At 52.7% G+C, this 18,619-nt stretch carries 17 protein-coding genes; 7 read left to right on the forward strand and 10 right to left on the reverse strand.

Annotated features, from left to right (window positions below; genetic code table 11):
- Positions 1-2: 2 nt before the first annotated feature.
- The 6 genes from Q8K39_RS20425 to Q8K39_RS20450 all read right to left on the reverse strand — a co-directional run bounded on the left by Q8K39_RS20425 (position 3) and on the right by Q8K39_RS20450 (position 7,413).
- Positions 3-2,552, reverse strand: coding sequence for a glycoside hydrolase family 2 protein (locus Q8K39_RS20425; protein ID WP_305263037.1), 2,550 nt, complete (start codon positions 2,550-2,552; stop codon positions 3-5).
- Positions 2,553-2,556: 4 nt separating this feature from the next.
- A complete protein-coding gene (locus tag Q8K39_RS20430; RefSeq protein ID WP_305263039.1) occupies positions 2,557-3,552 on the reverse strand; it encodes a DUF1839 family protein in 996 nt (331 codons plus the stop codon).
- Positions 3,553-3,559: 7 nt separating this feature from the next.
- A complete protein-coding gene (locus tag Q8K39_RS20435; protein WP_305263041.1) occupies positions 3,560-4,471 on the reverse strand; it encodes an amino acid--[acyl-carrier-protein] ligase in 912 nt (303 codons plus the stop codon).
- 11 nt (positions 4,472-4,482) lie between these two features.
- A complete protein-coding gene (locus tag Q8K39_RS20440) occupies positions 4,483-5,655 on the reverse strand; it encodes an acyl-CoA dehydrogenase family protein (RefSeq protein WP_305263043.1) in 1,173 nt (390 codons plus the stop codon).
- Positions 5,656-5,665: 10 nt separating this feature from the next.
- Positions 5,666-5,905 (reverse strand): acyl carrier protein, encoded by a 240-nt coding sequence (locus tag Q8K39_RS20445; protein ID WP_186954986.1) that lies wholly within the window; start codon positions 5,903-5,905, stop codon positions 5,666-5,668.
- Between the two features lie 299 nt (positions 5,906-6,204).
- Positions 6,205-7,413 carry an ABC transporter substrate-binding protein gene (locus Q8K39_RS20450; RefSeq protein ID WP_186954987.1) on the reverse strand — a complete coding sequence of 403 codons (1,209 nt, stop codon included), beginning with the start codon at positions 7,411-7,413 and terminating at the stop codon, positions 6,205-6,207.
- A gap of 194 nt (positions 7,414-7,607) precedes the next feature.
- On the opposite strand from Q8K39_RS20450, the gene Q8K39_RS20455 reads away from it, so the two are divergent.
- Positions 7,608-8,441 (forward strand): Sir2 family NAD-dependent protein deacetylase, encoded by an 834-nt coding sequence (locus Q8K39_RS20455; RefSeq protein WP_305263046.1) that lies wholly within the window; start codon positions 7,608-7,610, stop codon positions 8,439-8,441.
- A 2-nt stretch (positions 8,442-8,443) separates the two neighbouring features.
- Here Q8K39_RS20455 and Q8K39_RS20460 read toward each other — a convergent pair whose 3' ends face one another.
- On the reverse strand, positions 8,444-9,616 hold the full coding sequence (locus Q8K39_RS20460; protein ID WP_305263047.1) for an alpha-D-ribose 1-methylphosphonate 5-triphosphate diphosphatase: 1,173 nt from the start codon (positions 9,614-9,616) through the stop codon (positions 8,444-8,446).
- Between the two features lie 276 nt (positions 9,617-9,892).
- Here Q8K39_RS20460 and Q8K39_RS20465 point away from each other — a divergent pair, with 276 nt between their 5' ends.
- On the forward strand, positions 9,893-10,780 hold the full coding sequence (locus tag Q8K39_RS20465; RefSeq protein ID WP_305263048.1) for an amino acid ABC transporter substrate-binding protein: 888 nt from the start codon (positions 9,893-9,895) through the stop codon (positions 10,778-10,780).
- A gap of 18 nt (positions 10,781-10,798) precedes the next feature.
- Positions 10,799-11,476, forward strand: a complete 678-nt coding sequence (locus Q8K39_RS20470) for a DUF1045 domain-containing protein (protein ID WP_305263050.1) — start codon at positions 10,799-10,801, stop codon at positions 11,474-11,476.
- A gap of 20 nt (positions 11,477-11,496) precedes the next feature.
- Here the strand turns inward: Q8K39_RS20470 and Q8K39_RS20475 are convergent, their stop codons facing one another.
- Positions 11,497-12,378 carry a LysR family transcriptional regulator gene (locus tag Q8K39_RS20475; RefSeq protein WP_305263052.1) on the reverse strand — a complete coding sequence of 294 codons (882 nt, stop codon included), beginning with the start codon at positions 12,376-12,378 and terminating at the stop codon, positions 11,497-11,499.
- Between the two features lie 132 nt (positions 12,379-12,510).
- Between Q8K39_RS20475 and Q8K39_RS20480 the strand changes: the two genes are divergently transcribed.
- From Q8K39_RS20480 to Q8K39_RS20495, 4 genes are all read left to right on the forward strand, one after another.
- The gene (locus Q8K39_RS20480) at positions 12,511-13,155 is read left to right on the forward strand and encodes an NAD(P)-dependent oxidoreductase (RefSeq protein ID WP_305263053.1); all 645 of its coding nucleotides are present in this window, start codon (positions 12,511-12,513) and stop codon (positions 13,153-13,155) included.
- A gap of 34 nt (positions 13,156-13,189) precedes the next feature.
- A complete protein-coding gene (locus tag Q8K39_RS20485) occupies positions 13,190-14,377 on the forward strand; it encodes an MFS transporter (RefSeq protein ID WP_305263055.1) in 1,188 nt (395 codons plus the stop codon).
- A gap of 86 nt (positions 14,378-14,463) precedes the next feature.
- Entirely contained in the window at positions 14,464-14,766 is a 303-nt protein-coding gene (locus tag Q8K39_RS20490) for a hypothetical protein (RefSeq protein WP_305263057.1), read from the forward strand.
- Positions 14,767-14,785: 19 nt separating this feature from the next.
- Entirely contained in the window at positions 14,786-15,514 is a 729-nt protein-coding gene (locus tag Q8K39_RS20495) for an alpha/beta fold hydrolase (RefSeq protein WP_305263059.1), read from the forward strand.
- Between the two features lie 17 nt (positions 15,515-15,531).
- Here the strand turns inward: Q8K39_RS20495 and bchE are convergent, their stop codons facing one another.
- Both bchE and Q8K39_RS20505 read right to left on the reverse strand, forming a co-directional pair.
- Positions 15,532-17,109, reverse strand: coding sequence for a magnesium-protoporphyrin IX monomethyl ester anaerobic oxidative cyclase (gene bchE, locus Q8K39_RS20500; RefSeq protein WP_305263061.1), 1,578 nt, complete (start codon positions 17,107-17,109; stop codon positions 15,532-15,534).
- 36 nt (positions 17,110-17,145) lie between these two features.
- Entirely contained in the window at positions 17,146-18,537 is a 1,392-nt protein-coding gene (locus tag Q8K39_RS20505; RefSeq protein WP_305263062.1) for a CoA transferase, read from the reverse strand.
- Positions 18,538-18,619 lie beyond the last annotated feature (82 nt).

The raw sequence follows: 18,619 nt of genomic DNA on the forward strand, positions 1-18,619 counted from the left end.
CGCTAAGTCACCGTCTTATTTGCAATATCATTTGCAGTACTATTTGCCGTACTATTCACGATCGCCACCCGGACACTCGCCAATCCATTTTGCGCTTGCACATAGCCTGGTTTGATGGCCTTGCCAGGCAAGACAGTCAATGGGACTTGCCTGCTGCTGCCGGGTGCCATGTGGAAGTAATTATCCTCGGGCAGCAAGCCCGGAATTTGTATGGACACGGCCTGCGCCAGTTTTTGCGTGCTTAGGTGCAGGATGTGCTTTCCATCTGCATCCACGCTGCAATGTGCCTGCAAACCCAGATCCGCATGCATGACCAACTGATGGCCTTGCGGGAAATGGAAGTCCGCGGCAATTGCCCGCTCATGTCCTTGTTGATATAAGGCTGCCTCCACTACATCATGTCCTGCGGGACCAAATCTGTAGGCATAACTGGTATCGATAAAATGCGGCAAGAGGGCATAATCCTGTACTTTGATAGCGGCATGTGCCGCCACCTGCACGGCAATACGGCCATGGGCGACGCGGGTTTCAGCATGGCGATAAAGATTCAGTTCCAGCTCCCCCTTGAATTCTTCAGGGCCGTCATTGATGACATGCAGGGCCAGACCATTCAAGCCTTCATCCGTAATCAGAACCGTCAGCACTGCCATGGCACGCTTCAGATAATAATAGGCAGCCTTGGGCTTGCCATTGGCATCGATAATGCCCCAGCCTGCACCTGGCCTTAAATCACGCCAGAACCAGATCAGGGCACCATGGCAGCTTGATCCGGCGCGACGCCATTCAGCCATGGTGCTGGCCATCACTTCGCCAGTCGTGGTGCGTGCCAGAGAGAGGTAGCGTTCACGATCTGCATAACGCAGGCTGGCAGGGTTTACCTTATACAGCTCCGCCATATAATGATCGCGCACATCTTCAAAATCCCATCCTGTGCCATTGTCACGCGGTATGCCCTGCTTCCAGGCTGGATGCGGGCCTGGCGTTTCGCCGTTCTTCAGCATACTGTCAATTAGATCATCGTCAGGCATATTCGAGAAACCCAGGCATTCCGAAGTAAAACGCAGTGCGCTACGGCGTGCATCATCGAGTGGCCGCAAATAAGCACCGACGCCAAAATAATGGGCAACGCCGCTATCAAGCTGGAAGGGCATGACACCGCCGCTAGGGCTGGATGGCCAGTACTGCACATCAGGACGATATTGTTGACATAACTCTGGCAGCGCCTGCGCAAAAAATATATTGCGCCAGATTTCGGCTGGCTGACCCAGCATGGCTGCCTGTTGTTCCACTTCGCTATTACCACAGACGACGGCGATGCAGGGTGAGACCTGGGTGCGCTGCAAGAATTGCTGCACTTCTATCTTGATGCTGGCTGCAAATGCGGCATCGGTCACCGGGTAATCCATATTGGCAAACATGCAGTCTTGCCAGACCAGGATACCGAGTTCATTACATAGACCATAAAACTCATCCGTCTCGTACACCATGGTGCCAACTACGCGCAGCATATTCATGCCAGCATCACGTGCCAGCGTCAGCATCTGGTGTAAATCATTTCCCTCATTTTGCAGGGAAATCACATCGACCGGAGTCCAGCAAGCACCACGGCAAAACACGGGAACATCATTCACGTGCAGATTGAAATCACCGTCGCGCAGATCGACTTTTATCTGCCGGAAACCGGTACGACCCAGGTCCACAATGTGATCACAATCAGCGCATGCAATATGCAATTCCAGCGTATACAGTGCAGCATCGCCATGTGTATGTGGCCACCATTTTTTGACATCAGGAAGGTGACACAGACCTAGGATACGATATTGCTGGTCACCCAGGCTTTGCCAGTTCAAGTCAAATTCTTGTTCACCAACTTTTATAGTGATGGCAGTCAATGCCTGCACACTTTGCACCGTCAATTCGATTTCCAGTCGTCCATCTGCGCCATCAAGTCTGCTTGTGATGTACTTGCTAATAATGCGGACTGGGCTTTTCAATTCCAGCATGATGGGGCGGTACGGCCCTACCGGCGCTACCGATGGTGACCAACCCGGCATGCGGCCCAGCAGGCTGGTACGTATCCAGCGCAATTGCTGTTGCTCTACCAGTCGGGTTTTCCAGCGCGGGCGGGGTCGGCGTTGTTCCAGCAGGGTATGCAATGCCAGGAAGCGCAGGCTCAAGCGACCTTTGCCATTAATTGCCTGTGCAGTCAGATCAATACTGTGGGCGACAAACATGTTGTCGCTATGCAGAATGGCACGATCATTCCAGTAGACTTCGACATGAGTGGCAAGACCATCAAAGTGCAGGTAAGCAGCATTTTCTGGTAAATCCAGCTCGCAAAAATACCATACATCTAGCGCATCGAGATTGTCTTTGCCATATTCGAATTGAGCGGCGGCGCGAAGCGCGCCGGCGATGGTGCCTGGCACTTGCGCCGTAAATATTGCAGACTTTGCCTCATGCAATGTCGATGGCAAGGTATAACTACCACCATGCACTTGCATGACTTGCCAGTCGGCAGAGAGTGGAATAAGCTGATTTTTTATATCCACAAAATCACTCACTGACCGGGCTAACTAAGCTGACATCAAGCGCATCCATGCCCTGTTGCCAATGCAGGGAAATCTGTTCCAGCAAAGGAGCCAGGTCCACGGCTTTTTTTCCCATGACGGCTCTGGCGGTTTTCAGCAGCAAGGTCTTGGTAACCTCAGAGATGCTCTCAAATTCTATCGCCGCCGCTTCAAACTGCACGGGCTGGTGTTGTTGCAACCAGCGCAGATAATGCGCACCCAGGCTGAAGCCTGCACCGAGTTGACGCAGGCTGGCAAAGGCATAGGCATGAAAGGCCGCCATACCTTCCTCCTTCAATTGCTCTACATCGCGGATGAAGACTGGCAGAAACAGGCTGACAGGATTATTGCGCGGACGTCTGGCCAGGTATTTTCTCAAGAGTGGCAAAGAGATAACTGCAAGTTCTGCATCTGTTTTATGTTGCACATGATCGAGGCGTACGAACTCGGCAAACAGTGGCATGAATGCAGGGTCATGAGGTTTGCCTAACCTGAAAGTTTCGACAAAATCTTCACCCTGTAACTCATGGTAGCTGCTATTGTGAAAATAGCCGAGCTTCTGCCGCTCCAGGTCGATTTCCTGTACGGCTATGGTGGTCTTGACGTGATTCGCGCGGTAGTCTGTACCTTCGGTATCGGGCAAGTAAAATGAATCTGCCTCTGTCAGCACCAGGCGGCCCCGACCAAGCTGTATGCTGGCATTGCTGAGCAAGCCGCGCCAGACATTGAGCTCTTGCACATCGATGCCATACAGGGCAAACAAGTCTTCATGCGGCGGTTTGTAAAACGTCCACTGGTCGCCATCAAAATCATTGGCAAACACCATGGGCAGGCAAGCCAGCGGATTCAGTCCCTGCGCATGCAAGACTTCTATCCAGACATCGATATAGCAATTGGTCTCTGCCCAGGAGCGGTCAGCACCATGCAAGGCATGTGGCTGATAGGTACTGGCAATGATCGGCGTTAAAGCGTGCAGGCTCATGACCACATCATGACCATAATAAGTCGCGGGTAGCCTGAGGCCAGTTCTCTGGCTGCATGCCATGGGTCTTGAACAATGCCATGACGATACGTTCCAGGCCAAAGCCCAGGCAGGCGGTATGGGCCAGCTCACCATTTTGCTGATAAATCTCAAACAGTTTGCCGAAATGATCCTGGTGATAATTGAAGGAACAAACCGCCGTCGGTTTGGCTTCGGAAATCACAGGCACAAGCACTTCAAACTTCAATTGCTGTTCACGCTGGTTGGCGGCCAGCATGCGGCCACCACGACCAAAGAAAGGATCAGAAGCGACATCTGAATGTGCAGGCAAACCCAGGGACTTCAAAATATCCAGACCACGTTGCAGCCAGATATCTCGCCATGCCACCACCATGTCGGGTGTGCCAACACGAACGAATTCACGCACACGGAATGACTGCATGCGAGTCGGCTCTGGCGAAGGCTCATTCCTGAACACCCAGTTTTGCATGTCTACCAGACGTCCCTCGGGAGGAACAGTACCACTGAAACTGGGGTAAACCGGATAGCAGGCCGCTGGCGTCAAACACACTGCCGTCATGGTTTGAAGATGCGTCCAGGGGCGGCCTTCATGGACGTTTTCTATTAGTTCTTTATGCTGGGCTTCATTGCCGGTAAAACTGAAAATAGTTCCCGCCAGTTGCGGGAAGGAATCGAGGTATTCACTGCGCTCCAGCACCTTGCGGTCAAGGCAGGGCGGGAAAGACATTTTGACCGCACCGTCATTGGCAGCCACGCGGCTGACATAATCGTCGAAGCGACGCAACACATCTTCAAATACTGGACCACGGCCAAAAATACCTTGCACGCCAACAGGGATGATATGACCAGCAGCGACCAGGTCATCGGTCAGGCCTTCGGGGGAAAAATCGATAGACATGTCAGCCTTTCCTAATCGTCTTTGAGTACCAGCAGCAAATTCGCATTGGTGGCCAGAATACGGTCATTGCCAACCATGATGGCCGCCGAATGTGCATCACGCAGATGGCGGCTCATACTGAACTTGCTATCGTTTTTATAACCCAGTATGCCGCAAATGGATAAGGCCTTGGTGACGATTTGCGGTAGCGCCTGGGTCGCATCTATCTTCAGGTTATTCATCTTCAGCGAATAGCCCATGGAAGTCAGGATACCGACTGCCGCATCATCGGCTACTGACAGGGCTTCATATTCAGTCAGGCAGGCTTGTACGGACGTACGCAGGCTTTGCATCATGCTGACCAGCTCCGCCAGGCGAAGGGCTGTTGGCGGCACGGTGCCGGGATTGGCGCGCGCCTGGCCACGGACAAAGGCCCTGGCCTTGTTCACGGCTGCAGCGGCGCAACCCATCCAGCATCCACCCCAGAGCAGATGTGATACCGGCACCACGGTTTGCGCCGACATATCACCAAACGGCACATCGATAATCTGTGCCACATCGCCAGTAGCTGTCATGAGGAAGGGCGGGCTGCAAGTGCCACGCATACCCATGGTATCCCAGCCGCCTTTTTGCTCCAGCGTGTAATCAGCCTTGCGCACCAGCACCAGGGACTGATCACTATTGGCTGCATCGGGATTACGTCTGGCAGTGACCAACAGATCATCTGCCTGAGCACCGTAGGAAATCGTGGTGGCGTCCTTGACCAGTTTGAAGCACGGCCCATTCACTTCCAATGCACAATTGCTACGACGCATTTCACCACCGACACCGACCTCGGAAGTCACAGAAGCGATCAAGTATTGATGGGCGACCAGCTCGCGCAAATAATTCTGGTACCAGAGATTATCCATGGCATGCCGGACTATGCTGATGACCTGTATCTGGTGCATGGCATAGATCATCGCCGTAGCTGCGCATTCACGCGCCAGGATTTCCACGACTTGCACCAGCTCAGTCAAACTGAGGCCCGCACCACCCAGTGCCACCGGCACGTAGGCACTTAAGAGTTTCTCCCGCTTGAGAGCCGAGACGGCTTCAAGAGGGAAGCGCGCCTCCTGATCAACTGCGTTCGCGTGCGGCGCGGCAAATTCCTTGGCGACCAGCCTGGCCGCCAATATCATGGGTGAAGAGGCTGAGGTATCCATGGCGTCCATATCATGCCGTCAATTCTTCTATCGCTGCATGAATGGCATCGATGCTTTCAAACACGCTGCGTTTCAGCATGCGGTCAGGAAATTCCAGATCAAAAGCATCTTCCAGGGCCAGCATAACATTCACACTGGCATGCGATGTCATGCCCGCTTCATACAGGTCGGCATCATCAGCCAGGCTATCGATATTGGCAGAAAATTTGCCATGATCCTTCAATACCTGGCGTATCTGTTGTTTGCTCATATTGACCTTTCTTATGGTTTTTCTGTATGGACAAATTCTTGTTTCGGGATGACGCTGCCGCATTAAAAAAAAATGCGCGCAGTTGCAGAAAAACTGTCCATGCAAGTGGACGGCGTCATGCTTTAAGATTAATAGCATAGCCGAATGGCTATGCTACCGAAGTTAAATTTAGTTACGTTTTGATTGCCACGAAGCAATTAAATACGCGATGAAAATTGCGATGGACATGCTGCTCACCAACTGAAGTTTTCAGTCAGTGATCAGATAAAATTGAAAGGAGGGAGACTTGTGGAAAAGAATTATTTGGTGCGTACGATCAAGCCACTATTGGCATCTTCCTTATAGGCATAGGCAACCTTGCCGCGCCGGATTTCCCCTATGAAAAGCATGTTTCTGGCGATAGCTTCATGGTCGTTTTTGGAGAAGGGTTTTTTGTACCGCGAGATCACGGTAGAGGTAGCATCATACTTCATGTCTTCCAATGCCAGTTTGATCTTGTCACCGTCAGTCGAATTCGCCTGCATCAATGCCAACGTCAGGATTCTGAGGGCATCATAGGTTTGCGCTGCCGCCACTGCCGAAGGTATGGATTTAACATTATTTATGCGAAAGTAGTTAAGCACAAATTCATTACTGCGGTTGCTGGCATCATTTTCTATAAAGGTCACAGGCATGCGTGCGCCTTCTGCATTGCCGCCTGCCAGCTCGGTAAAACTGCGCTGTGACAAAGTCCAGGAACCTGCCAGAGGCACGTTCAATTTGATCTTGCTCATGCTGTTGGCAACCATGGCGCCCTCCGTACTCAGGCAATACACTACGACCACTTGCGCCCCAGCCTGCTTGGCCTTGCTCAGTTGCGCAGTCATATCCTGGTCACCGACCTTGAAGCTTTCCAGTGCCACAGGCGTGATTTTGCGGTGCTGCAATTCAGTCATCAGGTTTTCCTTGCCGTACATGCCGTAAGGACTATCGTCATGCAAAATGGCAATCTGGGTGAGCTTGCGTTTGTCGATGACATCACTCAGGATGACTGAGGGTTGCAGATTATCGCTGGCAGCCAGGCGAAACACATAACTGTCCGGCACGGCTGGTGGCATATATTGCTTGGTGATTGCCGCCCCGGTAGCAGCACTGATGATCAGTGGCTTTTTACTATCCTGGAATACTTTGGCAGCTTGCAAAGCCACACCCGTATTGGCGAAACCAATCACAGCCACGACTTTTTCCTTGTCCACCAGCTCTTTTGCCATGGCCACGCCCAACTCAGGCTTGGCCTGATCATCGCGTTCGACCAATTCTATGCGCCGCCCCATGACGCCGCCGATCTGGTTGATATCCTGCAGGAACACCTTGGCTCCACCACGTATGCTCTCCCCCATGTCCGAGGAAGATTTGCCAGTAAAAGGTCCGATGATGCCTATGCGTATCGTACCCTCCTCAGCATAAGATGAGAGTGGCAGGCTCAGGCTCAGCAGGAGTCCGGCAAAAAGTCGCGGAAAAGCTCGCATGTATTTGTCTCCAAAATAATATTGTTAGTAAGCAATAGTTTGCACTAGCTTAAGCTGCTGATATGCGATTTTCACGCTTACTTACACTTTCGTTACACTTTTATTACAATTTTCCAGGCAGGCTTGCCTGAATACAAGAGAAATGGCACAGTGATGCTGGTGAATACCTGCTCCCTTCTATAAGGACATTCTTCGTGTTCCCTACTCATCTCATCCATCACGCAGCAGAATTGATAGACCAGGCAGACAGCCTGGTGATAGCGGCTGGTGCGGGCATGGGTGTAGATTCGGGTTTGCCTGATTTTCGCGGCAGTGAAGGTTTCTGGAAAGCCTATCCTGCCCTGTGCCAGCAAGCCATACCCTTTTATGAAATCGCCAACCCGGCGGCTTTTCGCCGCCACCCGCAACTCGCCTGGGGCTTCTATGGCCATAGACTGCGGCTGTACCGCAATACCCTGCCACATGCCGGTTTTGACATACTCAGACGTTGGGGAGCTGCCAAGACCCATGGCCTGAATGTCTACACCAGCAATGTTGACGGGCATTTCCAGCAAGCGGGAATGCAGGACACGCACATCCATGAATGCCATGGTTCCATTCATTATCTTCAATGCCTGTTACCTTGCCGTGACAGCATCTGGCAGGCAGACCCATTTATTCCTGAAGTTGACGAAATGCAGTGCCAGCTCTTGAATGCTGCCCCCACTTGCCCGCATTGTGGCGGCATGGCCAGGCCAAATATTCTTATGTTTGGAGATGCCGACTGGCTGGAGCAAAGGGCACAGCAACAGGCCGCCCTGCAGGCCAACTGGTTAAGCCGGGCGAGCCGACCTTTGGTGATAGAACTGGGGGCGGGCACAGCTATCCCTAGTGTGCGCAATTTCAGCCATCGTGTGATGCTGGAATATGGCGGTCGCCTGCTGCGTATAAACTTACGCGAATCCCAGGTTCCCTTTGCTCAGAATGTAGGACTGGCCATGGGCGCGCTGGAGGCTCTCACGGCCATCCAGGCTGTATTGGATCATTAAGTTCAGGCGACTTGTATGCCGTCGCGCCAGGCTGCAATGACAACGGGCAGTGTGCCAAGCATACGTACACGGATAAAGTCGGCCTTCAAGCCGACGGCGATTTCACCTCTGTCATGCAGCCCCACTGCCCTTGCCGGTGCCTGGCTGACGGTAGCGATCGCCTTGGGCAAGTCATAGCCATCTTCCTGCAACATGAAAGCTGCCTGCAACAAGCTGGAGGGCACGTAGTCAGAAGATAGTATATCCAGCAAATCATGTCTGGCCAATTCACTGGCTGAGACATTGCCCGAATGCGAGCCACCGCGCACACGGTTGGGTGCCCCCATGACGATGGACAGCCCCTGCTGCCTGGCCGTTTGTGCTGCCAGCAAGCTGGTAGGAAATTCTGACATGCTGACGCCACCGGCCACGCCTTCGTGTACATGCTCGGCAGTAGTATCGTCATGCGAAGCCAGCGGGATGGGTTGGCTATGTTGCTGGCACGCCTGTATCACCAATTGACGATTCTCCGCCACATGGCGCTGCTGGCGCTCCAGCAAAATACCCAGCATCTTGTCGACCTTTTGCTCACTCCAGCCGCGCTTGCCTGTCACATAGACACGGTAATGCGATAAATCTGTCCACTGGCGCTGGCCAGGTGTATGGTCCATCAGCGAAACCAGCTTCAGTCTTTCATCTTGCAGGAAGGGTGAAAACATTTGCAACAAATCCGGCTCAGCCAGTTCCAGGCGCATGTGCAGGAAGTGTTCGGCACGCAACAAGCCTGCCTCTGAAGCAATACGCAAGCCATCTGCGCAGGGCTGCAGGGTTTGCATACGCACACTGTCCGGGTCTATATCACCAACAGAGACGGCATCGAGCACGGTAGTGATACCCGCCGCTGCAATCTGTGCATCATGTGCCAGTATGGCAGGAAGGACAGGCCAGTTTACCTTGGGGCGCGGCATCAGGTGTTTTTCCAGATTATCGGTATGCACTTCAACCAGACCCGGCAAGAGATAATCACCATGCCAATCGTCTCCGGCCAGCCCGGCTACGCCCCCTGCCACTTCAGTGATCTTGCCCTGACTAACCACCATGGAGCCAGAAATAACACTGTCGGCGCTGACGATGTTGGCGTTGCGAATTGTTAACAATGACGGGGACAGTGAGCTGGCGCTTGAAGAAAAATTCATGACGATGAAAAAACTGTAGGAATGTCGTCACCTTAGCATGATTTGCCAATGAGTTAGCGAGTAAGGAGAGACTGTCTTGATGACCAGCAAAGATGGCAAAAAAACAGTTTACTAACTTAGATATTGCGATCAAGCAATATGATTTTAACTTTTTTACTAAATCTTGTTTTGTTGCGAAGCTTGAATTTCATACTTTGTCTTGTACCATGACTGTTAGAGTCGTTTAGCAATAGGCGTAAGCTCACAAGGTTTATCACATAATTACAGGTGGAAAATATGATGCGAAAAGCAATTAGTGGCATGACTGCCGTGATGTGTCTGGCCCTGCCCTTACTGGCAGAAGCAGGCGATACCATAGGCAAGATACGCAAGACTCAGACCCTGGTGATAGGCATACGTGAAACCGCCCCTTTTTCCTATACGGATGAAAACAAGCAGCCCCTGGGTTATTCGGTGGACTTGTGCCTGAAAGTTGCCGAGGCCATCAAAAAAGAATTGAAAATGCCGGCCATGAAAATACAGTTCTTCCCCGTCGATTCGGCAACGCGCTTTAGCGCCCTGCTGGAGGACAAGATAGATCTGGAATGCGGTAGCACCACCAATAATGCAGAAAGACGCAAGAAAGTAGCGTTCACCATCCCGCATTTCTTTTCCAGCGTACGCGCCCTGGTCAAAGCGGACAGCGGCATCAAAAACTGGCCGCAACTACGCAACCGCACCGTTGTGACTACCAAGAGCACTACCACCGTCAAATTATTGAATGACAGGAATGACACCAGCTCACTCAACATTAAACTGGTGGAAGGCAATAGCGACCAGGATTCTTTCAAGATGGTCGAAGATGGCAGGGCGGATGCCTTCCCTATGGATGACGTATTGCTGTACAGCCTGAGGGCAGAGTCCAAAGCACCGGCATCCTTCGCCATCGTCGGCGATCCATTGTCGATTGAGCCTTACTCCATCATGCTGCGCAAGGATGACCCCGCCTTCAAGAAAATTGTCGACAACGAGATGCTCAGACTCATCCATGACAATGAAATCTACCGTATTTACGAAAAGTGGTTTACCAAACCGATACCACCCAAGAACGTCAACATGAATATGTCCATGGGCTTCTTGCTCAGGGATTCCTTGCGCTTCCCTACTGACCAGGTTGCAGACTGATCTACGTTAAAAAATCGAATGACAAGGTATGCCCTGTACTTCGCCCCCGATGCTGAGTGGTGGCGACGAGGTTCGATGTGGCTGGGCCGCGATGCAATCAACGGCCAGCAACTACCCCAGCCCGCCATTGCCGGGCTGGCTGCAGACATGCAGTGGCAACTGACGCGGGATGCACGCCGTTACGGTTTTCATGCCACGCTGAAAGCCCCTTTCCAGCTTGCTGATGGTTTGACTGAAGCAAACTTGCACCAAGCCTTACAAGAATTTTGCAAGCAGCAAAACCATATCAAGATACAGGCACCAGAAGTACAATGGATGGGCAAATTCCTGGCCTTGCGTCCAACGGGAGAACAGCCTGCGCTGAACGAATTTGCTTTTGCCTGCGTCAGCCATTTCGATCATTTCCGCGCACCCATGAGCCGGGCTGAACTGGCGCGCCGCCAGCAGATGCCATTAAGTCCCCGTCAAAACGACTTGCTGCTGGAATGGGGTTACCCCTACACAGCAGAAGAATTCCGCTTCCATATAACGCTGACTGACAGGCTGGATGCGGGAGCAGTTGCCGATAGCCTGCATGCTGCCGCCATCCAGTATTTCACTTTGCCTGAACCGCTAATCATCAACAGCATTGCCTTGTTTATCGAACATCAGGCTGGTGCAGATTTTGAGTTGCTGGAGCGCTTTTCTTTCCGCTGAATCACTGAGCCCAGCACTTTTCAGGTTGCATAATTGGCAATGTAATCCGCGAGTAAAGCCAGGGCATGGCGTACCTTGGCCGGCTGTTCGTCACGACGCGGTGTAATCGCATGCAAGACCAGATCAGGCAATTTCCAGTCAGGCAAAATTGGCACCAGGCTGCCATTTTCCAAAGCGCGGCGGTCATCCTCACTCACTGCGATACTGATACCCCAGCCTGCCACGCATAACGCATGCAAGGCAGTGACCTGGGTAGCCCGTATCCTGACTGGCAGCTTGATGTCAATGTTGGTCTTGTCTGGCCCGGACAGCTGCAAATGACGGGTGGATGCGCCACCCAGCCAGACATGTTGTTCCAGATCATCAGGATGCTGCGGCCAGCCATGCTCATTCAAGTAAGCAGGCGCTGCGCATAGCTGGGCGGGCATGACACCCAGCCTGCGCGCCACAAGACTGGAATCAGGCAGGTTACCTACCCGTAGCGCGATATCTATGCGTTCATCAATCAGGTCAACCACTGCATCATCCACGAGCAGGCACAAACTCAGCTTGGGATATTTTTGCAGAGGCATCAGGGCTCGTGCCAGCATGCCGCCAAAACCTATGGGCGCAGCGATACGCAATTCACCCTGAGGTTCATCCCTGTGACGGGCCAGCGCCTGCTCGGCTGAGCGGGCGGCCGCCACCATGGCGGCACAACCTTCAAAATAGCGCGCACCGGCTTCTGTCAGCGTCAGTTTGCGTGTCGAACGATGCAACAAGGACAAACCCAGGTCAGTTTCCAGCGCCCGCAAATGCTGGCTGACTGCAGACGGCGTCATGCCCAGATTGCGGGCGGCACTCGTCAAAGAACCTGCGGTGACTACCTCGGCAAACAGGGCCATGCGTTTGTACTGTTCCATTCCCACTCCAGATAAATCATTAATTTGTTAGTGCAGCTTCATAGTGTTAGTGATTTTGACTATCTATTCAAGAAATCATTAAGCATTCAAACTATTCATCACAAACTAAGCATACACACAAAGGAGTTTCAAATGAAAATTGCATTAATTGGCGGCACCGGTTTTGTAGGCACATCCGTATTGGCAGAACTGTTGAGCCGCGGGCATGAAGTCACCTTGCTGGCACGCACCCCATCCAAAGTAGCGGCGCAAGCCGGGCTTGTTGTGGTGCTGGCAGATGTCCTGGATGCTACGCAGGTCGCACAAACAGTGGCTGGGCAAGATGCCGTAGTCAGTGCCTACAACCCGGGCTGGGGCGAAGCGCAAATCCATGATCTGTTCTTGCAAGGTACACAAGCCATCTTTAGCGGCATCAAACAGGCAGGTGTCAAACGCCTGCTGGTCGTCGGTGGCGCAGGCAGTTTGTTCGTGGCACCTGGGGTGCAACTGGTGGATACACCGGGATTCCCTGCCGAATACAAGCAAGGCGCACTGGCGGCAAGAGAAGCGCTGAATCTCATCAAGAAGGAAGACACGCTGGAATGGACTTTCCTGTCGCCACCTATAGCCCTGGCTCCCGGCGAGCGTAGCGGGCAATACCGGTTAGGTGCAGACAATCTGCTGCCCGGTGTCGCCGATGCACCTGCGGGCATTTCTGTACAGGATCTGGCAGTCGCTATCGTGGATGAACTGGAAACGCCCAGGCATATCCAGAAGCGTTTCACCGTTGCAAATTAATCTCTCTTTCTGATTGCCCATCATGCCCAATACCATGTCGACCACTCCAGCATCATTGAATGCCTATGCTACTGAAAATACCCGGCGCAGATTTCTATATGCAGTCACGGCATTGGGCCTGGGTGCATTTGCCATAGGTACGGGCGAATTTGCCATGATGGGTTTGCTGCCGGAAGTGGCGAAGGACATGGTGGTATCCATACCAGAGGCTGGCCATGTCATCAGTGCTTACGCCTTTGGTGTGGTCATGGGCGCCCCCATGTTTGCCGTGTTAACCGCCAGCTGGCCGCGCAGGACTTTGCTGATCGCGCTCATATTACTGTTCGCTGCCGGTAACTTCGCCGGGACGCTGACCACTGATTTCCTGTCACTGAATGTCGTGCGCTTTATAGCTGGCCTGCCACACGGTGCCTACTTTGGTGTTGCCACGCTGGTTGCAGCGAATATGGTAGCACCGCAAAAACGCGCCACGGCGGTGGGACTGGTCATCCTGGGCCTGACCAGTTCTACCCTGCTTGGTGTACCTGCCGCAACGTGGCTGGGGCAGACATGGGGCTGGCAGGCTGCTTATGTTTTTGTCGCCTCCCTGGCTATACTCAGCAGCGTGGCTGTGTATTTCGTTGTACCGAATGTAGCCGCAACAAAAAACGCAAATCCCAGAAGTGAAATCAGTGCGCTGGCCAACAAACAGGTCTGGCTCACACTGGGCATAGGTGCAGTGGGATTTGGCGGCATGTTTGCTGTGTTCAGCTACATCAAACCCATACTCACAGAAGTCACCCAAATGTCTGCTGGCGTCATCCCTTTGATACTGTCACTGTTTGGTGTGGGCATGGTGGCAGGCAGCATGCTGGGGGCGCATCTGGCTGACAAAAATCTGCTGCGTTCCATCGCTGGCCTGTTGCTGTGGAATGCACTGGTTTTAGGTGGTGTCTCTCTCGCGATGACATACACAATATCAGCAATCATCTGGGTATTTTTACTCGGCACCCTGGTCGCCATCGGGCCAGCATTGCAGATACGCCTCATGGATGTGGCGGGTGATGCACAGACCCTGGCTGCGGCTTTGAATCACTCTTCATTCAATGTCGCAAATGCACTCGGTGCCTGGCTGGGTGGTGCGGTCATCACGATGGGGTATGGCTGGACATCAACCGGCTGGCTGGGTGCATTACTGGCACTGGGTGGACTGGCTGTCTTTGGACTATCGATTAGAAAATAATGTCAGTATTCAGTCACTTCAAAAGCAGTCTACAATGAGAATAGAGAAATGGCATAAAGTCAGTTTCACTATTTTCAGGGGCGCATATGTCCATCACACCAGAGCAACTGCAAGAACTGATGCAGGAAGTGGAGAAGGAAGATCCGATAGATTTTGCTGACCTGCCCTTTGAAGAAGATGAGTTACGCGCCATTACAGCAAAGCACCTCTGCGACATGGCCGATGCCATGGAAAACTTCAGCAATGAAGACAAGCAGGTCACTTTGCTGGCGGTGGCGGCCAAACTGGTGCTGGAGAACCTGGTCTTGCATGTACAATTATTGCGTCAGCATGACATACCACTAGGCCAGCAAGTGAGTAATCTTTTGCAAAACATCAAGAAAAAATAATCATCCACCTTCAAGCTGCATGTCTGAATTCACCATATCTGATACAGGGCCAGCACGCCAGTTCCTGCTCATCCCCGGTTTCATGTGCGATACCAGCTTATGGAAATTCATGCTGCCAGGGCTGGAGCAACTGGGACAAGTGCATTTTGCTGATTTGAACCAGGGTGCCAGCATAGAAGGTATGGCGCAAGGCTTGCTCACTGCATTGCCTGACAATGGCATCATCATCGGCTTTTCTCTGGGCGGCTATGTGGCGCGCCATCTGGCGTGGCTGGCTCATCAAAAAAACAAATCCATACGCGGCCTGGTCTTGCTGAATACTTCAGCACGCGCAAGCACAGCAGATGAAGACAATAAAAACCGCCAGCAAATCAAACTGCTGGAACATTATCCCTACAAGGGCCAGACCATGACGGCCCTGCGCCGTGCGCTGCATCCACAACGCCAGGATGATGCTGTCATGCTGGCGCATTTGCAGGCCATGTCACTGGCACTCGGCAAACAAGTCTTCTTGCAGCAACTGTCTATCGTGCGCGCTGACGGACATCATGAATTGCCGCAGATTACCTGCCCTTCCCTGGTCGTCGCCAGCAGAAATGACCAGATGCGCAGCCTTTCAGAATCAGAAAAACTGGCAAGCGGATTGCCAAACGCCAAACTACATGTCTTCGAAGATTGCGGCCATATGTCGCCCCTGGAAAAAGCGCCGGGGCTTATCACTGCGCTGGAAAACTGGCTGCGCAAATAACCGGACCACAGTCTGCTTTAACTCACCGAACTGGCCTTGATGGCAATCACCTTCTTCTTTTTCTTGGCCAACGCTTCTTCATTTTCATGCAGGGATGCACCCCAGAACTTGGCCAGGCTGGGGCCGTTCTTGATTTGCCTGGTACCAAACAGGTATTCGGCAACTTCATGGAACCAGACCCGCCTGCCTATCCTGGTATACCAGCGCATGGCATGGGCAAAGGCAGGGTCACGGCCACTGAGTATGCGCCAGATGGCTTTTGGCCTGGTCTGCATGATGACTTCCATGGTTTTTACCCACAGTATCACGCGCCATGGCGGTACTTTATTGGTGGCCAATACCTGATGCTTGTAATCCCATTTACGGGTATCGGTTTGAATAACGCGGCGGTTTTCCACGGTAGGAAAATAAGGTGTCCAGCGGTGCGGTGTCACATACAGCATTTGTATCTGGTCGGGGTCGTAGCGCAATAAATGCTTGAGTGAGCGCCAGTAATCGGCATCAGTTTCTTCTTCAAAGCCCACCACATAAGTCGCCATCGAGACTATGCCATGCTGGCGCAGCAGGCGTATCGCTTCCTGGTCTTCACTGGTAGTACCACCCTTCTTGATGTTTTTCAGCACCGCCTCATCATAGCTTTCGATACCCAGCAAAAAGCGTATGACACCGGCTTTTTTGTAAAGATGCAGGATATCAGCATCCCGCACGATGTCACCAGTGCGTGTCGAGCCTACCAGTGTCAACGGTACGTTCTCGGCAATCAGGGCTTCCAGAAAAGCCTTCCAGGCTTTGCGAGATCCAGTCGGTAATTCATCGGCGAAATTGATGAGTTCCACGCCTTGTTCGCGATAGAGGCGTGCCAACTCCTGGGCAAACTTGACAGGGTCACGGTGACGCCATTGCGTCCAGAAACCACGCTGTCCACAATAGCTACACAGGTAGGGGCAACCACGGGAAAATTGCACGACCACAGCACGCATATTGCCCCAGTAGGAATAACGGCTGTGGTCTATGAGTTCCCAGCCCACCCGATAATCATCAAGCTTTTCTATCATGGCCGCAGCAGGCGTGGCAAAAGGTGCGCCATCCACGCGCAGGGCGATGCCATCCACCTCCAGCAAGCCACTGCCTGTGCTGAGCGCTTGCATCAGCAAGGTGGTCGTCCGCTCTCCCTCTCCCTTGACGATGTAGTCGATGGCTGCACATTCGTTGAGTACATCTTCCCAGTGATAGGTAGGAAAGACGCCACCATAAATCAGCGTGACATCCGGCATGCGCTGTTTCAACATGCCTGCCAGTTCAACGATAGTGACATGTACGGAAGTGGAACCGGAATGCCCCATCATGATAATGTCTGCCTGAGCGGCCACGGCATATTCAATGATCGCTGATAGCGCCATGGGACCAAATTCAGCATCCAGCAATTCCACCTCAAATCCCGCATCTATCAGCGGCCCTCCCACGCTGAGCAAGCCAAGCGGCGGCAATTGTTCATGTGGCATGCGGCTGCCTATCGCCGTATGTGGAGGATTGATCAGCAGTATTTTCTTTCCCAACGGCTGTCTGACTTTGAATTGCAGGATATTGGTGTTCACCGTGATGTCTGTAGCTTATTGTTCATGCGCTACATTCTACATCCACACTGCTGCATGTTGCCCCAATACTGGTGCGGGCAATTCAAAACGTGCTGGTGTCAGACTCATTTTCTCAACCGGCGCAATCGTCTGTATCTGGCCAAAACCTGAGTTTGAAGTCTGCAAAAAACCGGCAATTTCTTCAGCACGCAATTCCGCAGCATCTTCATGCAAACCACGCCTGGGCATGGCTTGCAGCCAGCGTCCTGTCTGCGCCAGCGAGACCCTGACTTGCCAGCTACCACCTTCAATGGCGCGTTTTTGCAAGGCCAGCATGGTTGCATAGGCCAGCAAATAACCTGTTGCATGATCGAGTGCCTGGAAAGGCAGTTTACCTGGCGCTGCACTACATACAGCCTGCCCTTCTGCATCTGCAATGCCGCTGGCCGATTGCACCAGGCTGTCAAAGCCACGCCTTTTTGCCCAGGGGCCGACATGGCCATATGCTGACAGGCTGACGTGTATCAGACCAGGGTGCAGTGCACATAATTCTTCTGCAGAATAGCCTAATTGGGACAAAGAACCGGGTCGGTATGCCTGCATGAAAACATCGGCATCGCCTATCAGTTCATGCAATTGCTGTCGCCCTCCTGCGTCACGCAGATCCAGTTGCGCTGAACGTTTGCCACGGCCAGTATCCATCACCAGCGGCATAATATTCGGCAAGTGTTCCGCACTGACCGCCAATACATCAGCACCATGCTGAGCCAGCGTGCGCGCGCCTACGGGTGCTGCAATCACCCTGGATAAATCCAGGACCCGCACACCGCTCAAGGGGCGTTGTCCATTTACCTGCGTCCAAGGTACGACAGGGCCATCGCCTATGCGTCTGATTTCAAACAATGGCAAGTCAGCAATGGCCTGTGCCTGCGGATGCGCCTTCCACTCCTGCTCTGTCCGTATCATGGAGGTGCACATGTCTGCATCGGCGAGTACCTGCTCCAGCTCAGCCGCTTTCCAGCCAACGATGGCTTTGGCAACTTCTGTGCGCTCATCTGCACATTGCAATATTGCCAGTACGCCATCACGGTGATGCGGGAAATTGGTATGCAATTGTATCCAGCGACCATCGCCGGCCTGGTAGTATCCGGCTATCTTGCTCCAAGGGTCATCGGCAGGTTTGCCATTAACGCTGAGATAACGGTCGCTCTTGAACATGGCCAGGGCATGACGTCTGTCCACCGTGATTTTTTGTTCAGCTCCATCTCGATCCTGCCATAACTGTGCTGCCATCAGGGCTTGCACTGCAATACTGGCAGAGGCCACATCACCCACCTGGAATGTCGATGGTAATTGCGCGCTTTCGCCGCTGAAACTTAGCTGCTGCAAAGCCTCAGGCTTTCCACCGCCCATTTCCCATAAGGATGCCAATAATGCTGCTGCCGACATGATGCGCTCCTGAATAAAATCAAACTGGCACACATCTGATCTGATGTGTATGCTTGCAGTCTAGAATCTGCATCACCTTGTG

Source organism: Undibacterium sp., from assembly GCF_030683615.1.
In the GTDB taxonomy this organism is placed as follows: domain Bacteria; phylum Pseudomonadota; class Gammaproteobacteria; order Burkholderiales; family Burkholderiaceae_D; genus Undibacterium; species Undibacterium umbellatum.

Coding starts and splice junctions, on each gene's coding strand:
- Q8K39_RS20430 (WP_305263039.1), bottom strand. CDS start 3,552: ATGAGCCTGCACGCTTTAACGCCGATCATTGCCAGTACCTATCAGCCA.
- Q8K39_RS20435 (WP_305263041.1), bottom strand. CDS start 4,471: ATGTCTATCGATTTTTCCCCCGAAGGCCTGACCGATGACCTGGTCGCT.
- Q8K39_RS20440 (WP_305263043.1), bottom strand. CDS start 5,655: ATGGATACCTCAGCCTCTTCACCCATGATATTGGCGGCCAGGCTGGTC.
- Q8K39_RS20445 (WP_186954986.1), bottom strand. CDS start 5,905: ATGAGCAAACAACAGATACGCCAGGTATTGAAGGATCATGGCAAATTT.
- Q8K39_RS20450 (WP_186954987.1), bottom strand. CDS start 7,413: ATGCGAGCTTTTCCGCGACTTTTTGCCGGACTCCTGCTGAGCCTGAGC.
- Q8K39_RS20460 (WP_305263047.1), bottom strand. CDS start 9,616: ATGAATTTTTCTTCAAGCGCCAGCTCACTGTCCCCGTCATTGTTAACA.
- Q8K39_RS20465 (WP_305263048.1), top strand. CDS start 9,893: ATGATGCGAAAAGCAATTAGTGGCATGACTGCCGTGATGTGTCTGGCC.
- Q8K39_RS20470 (WP_305263050.1), top strand. CDS start 10,799: ATGACAAGGTATGCCCTGTACTTCGCCCCCGATGCTGAGTGGTGGCGA.
- Q8K39_RS20475 (WP_305263052.1), bottom strand. CDS start 12,378: ATGGAACAGTACAAACGCATGGCCCTGTTTGCCGAGGTAGTCACCGCA.
- Q8K39_RS20480 (WP_305263053.1), top strand. CDS start 12,511: ATGAAAATTGCATTAATTGGCGGCACCGGTTTTGTAGGCACATCCGTA.
- Q8K39_RS20485 (WP_305263055.1), top strand. CDS start 13,190: ATGTCGACCACTCCAGCATCATTGAATGCCTATGCTACTGAAAATACC.
- Q8K39_RS20490 (WP_305263057.1), top strand. CDS start 14,464: ATGTCCATCACACCAGAGCAACTGCAAGAACTGATGCAGGAAGTGGAG.
- Q8K39_RS20495 (WP_305263059.1), top strand. CDS start 14,786: ATGTCTGAATTCACCATATCTGATACAGGGCCAGCACGCCAGTTCCTG.
- Q8K39_RS20505 (WP_305263062.1), bottom strand. CDS start 18,537: ATGTCGGCAGCAGCATTATTGGCATCCTTATGGGAAATGGGCGGTGGA.